Genomic DNA, 2,045 nt, shown 5'->3' with positions numbered 1-2,045 from the left:
CGGGCTCCACGGCACCGGCCGCACCCGCCCTACGGCACCAGCACGCGCAGCGCGCCCGGGACGGCCTCGCAGACGAGGGGGACCGGGCCGATCCGCTCGCCGTCGGCGTAGGCGACCACTCCGGAGGCCTCCAGCGCCACCCGGCGGGCCCGCCTGATCGTGACGGCGGGATGGTCGACGTGGGTGCCCCGGTAGACGCTGGGGAAGGCGCGCAGGAACCGGCCCTTGGGCACGGCGCCGAGGATCGTCACGTCCAGCAGGCCGTCGTCGGGGAGCGCGCCCGGGCAGACCTTCATCCCGGCGCCGTAGGAGCGGGTGTTGCCGACCGCCACCAGCATGGCCTCGACCTCGACGACCTCGCCGTCCAGGTCGATCCTGAACGGGATGGGGGCGAAGTCGCGCAGTTCCTCCACCAGCGCGACGAGGTACTTGGCCATGCCGGGCGGCCAGGTGAGCCGGTTGGCCCGCTCGTTGACGCGGGAGTCGAAGCCGCAGCAGAGCACCCCGGCGAACCACTCGTCCTCGCCGATCCTGACGGCGTCGACCGTGCGGACCCGGCCGCCGAGCACGACCCCGGCGGCGGCGAGCGCGTCCCTGGCCGGCAGGCCCAAGGCGGCGGCGATGTCGTTGCCGGTCCCGGCGGGGATGATGCCCAGCGGCACGTCGGTCCCGGCCACCGCCTGGACGGCGAGGTGGACCAGGCCGTCCCCGCCGAAGGCCACCAGCGCGTCCGGGCCCTCGGCGACGGCGGTGCACGCGCGCTCCAGCGCGTCCTCGGCGGAGTCGCCGAGGATCACCGAGACCTCCGCTCCGGTCCGCCGGAGCCGGTCCAGGACGGGTGCGAGCAGGCCGCGCGAGCGGCCGCCGCGGGCGGCGGGGTTGACGAGTACGGCGATCTCTCCGGGCACGAACCGGAACTTATCGCCTATTTGGCGGAATCAGTATCCGTCGTTCCCGAATCGAGAGCAGAATCGCCGTCCGCGAGCGGAGAGGCGCCTCCGACCGGGGACGCCCCGGCGATCGGGGAGTCGTCGGCGGAGAGGGGGGAGGCCTCGTCGTCGGACAGGTGCGAGAAGTCGTCCTTGCCCGCGGCCCTGCGCTCCCGCAGGAACATTACTCCTTCGGCGAGGGCGAACAGGATCACCATCGGCAGCGCCAGCGCGATCATCGTGAACGGGTCGCCACCCGGGGTGGCGATCGCCCCGAAGACGAACATCAGGAAGATGACCATGCGGCGGTGCTTGGCCACCGTGGCCCGCGGCAGCACGCCGATGACGTTGAGGAAGACCATCAGCAGCGGCAGCTCGAAGGAGACGCCGAAGACGATGATGAGCACCAGCACGTAGCCGAGGTACTCGTCGAGGGAGATGCCGGTGACCGAGTTCTCCGGCGCGAAGCCGAGCATGATGGCCAGACCGGTGTCCATCACGAGGTAGGCCAGGGCGGCACCGCCCAGGAAGAGCGGGATCGCCATCCCCAGGAAGCCGAGCGAGTAGCGCTTCTCGTTGCGGTACAGGCCGGGCGTCACGAAGGCCCAGATCTGGTAGAGCCAGATCGGGGACGTGACGACCATCCCGAACAGCGCGGCGACCTTGAGGTTCACGAAGAACGACTCGAAGACGCCGAGGATGAGGAAGGTGCACTCTCCGCGCAGTTCCTGCGACTGCCGCAGCCCGCAGTAGGGCGCGGAGACGAAATCCCAGACGGGGTCGAAGAAGACGAACCCGAGGGCTATGCCGCCGACCATTCCCAGCAGCGCGATGACCAGGCGGTTGCGCAGCTCGCGCAGGTGCTCCATGAGCGGCATGCGCCCGTCCGCCGCCTCCCCGGACGGCACGGACCCGTTACGGCCCGGCTTGGGCCACTTCAGCAGTGCCATTCGCGAATCCCGGTCCGAGGAGTGAGGTGGTCAGGAAGGAGGACGGCCTGCAGCCTACTGCTGCTTGGAAGCCCCCGACTGGGCGCGCAGCCGGGCCGCCTGCTCCTCCAGCGCGCGGGCCTGCTCCTCGGCCGACGGCGCCGGGGCGGGCGTGGCGAGCTGCTGC

General features: G+C 71.4%; 2 protein-coding genes. Both read right to left on the bottom strand.

The genetic code is table 11. The annotated features are described in order from the left end of the window. Nucleotides 1-29: 29 nt before the first annotated feature. On the bottom strand, nucleotides 30-908 hold the full coding sequence (locus ACWJ6R_RS35305) for a diacylglycerol kinase (RefSeq protein ID WP_449066373.1): 879 nt from the start codon (nucleotides 906-908) through the stop codon (nucleotides 30-32). Nucleotides 909-925: 17 nt separating this feature from the next. Next, nucleotides 926-1,879 carry a twin-arginine translocase subunit TatC gene (tatC, locus tag ACWJ6R_RS35300; RefSeq protein ID WP_449066372.1) on the bottom strand — a complete coding sequence of 318 codons (954 nt, stop codon included), beginning with the start codon at nucleotides 1,877-1,879 and terminating at the stop codon, nucleotides 926-928. Nucleotides 1,880-2,045 lie beyond the last annotated feature (166 nt).

Source organism: Planomonospora algeriensis (assembly GCF_977012225.1).
Note: the sequence above shows the minus strand (reverse complement) of the source record. Positions and strands in the feature narration are given on the sequence as shown.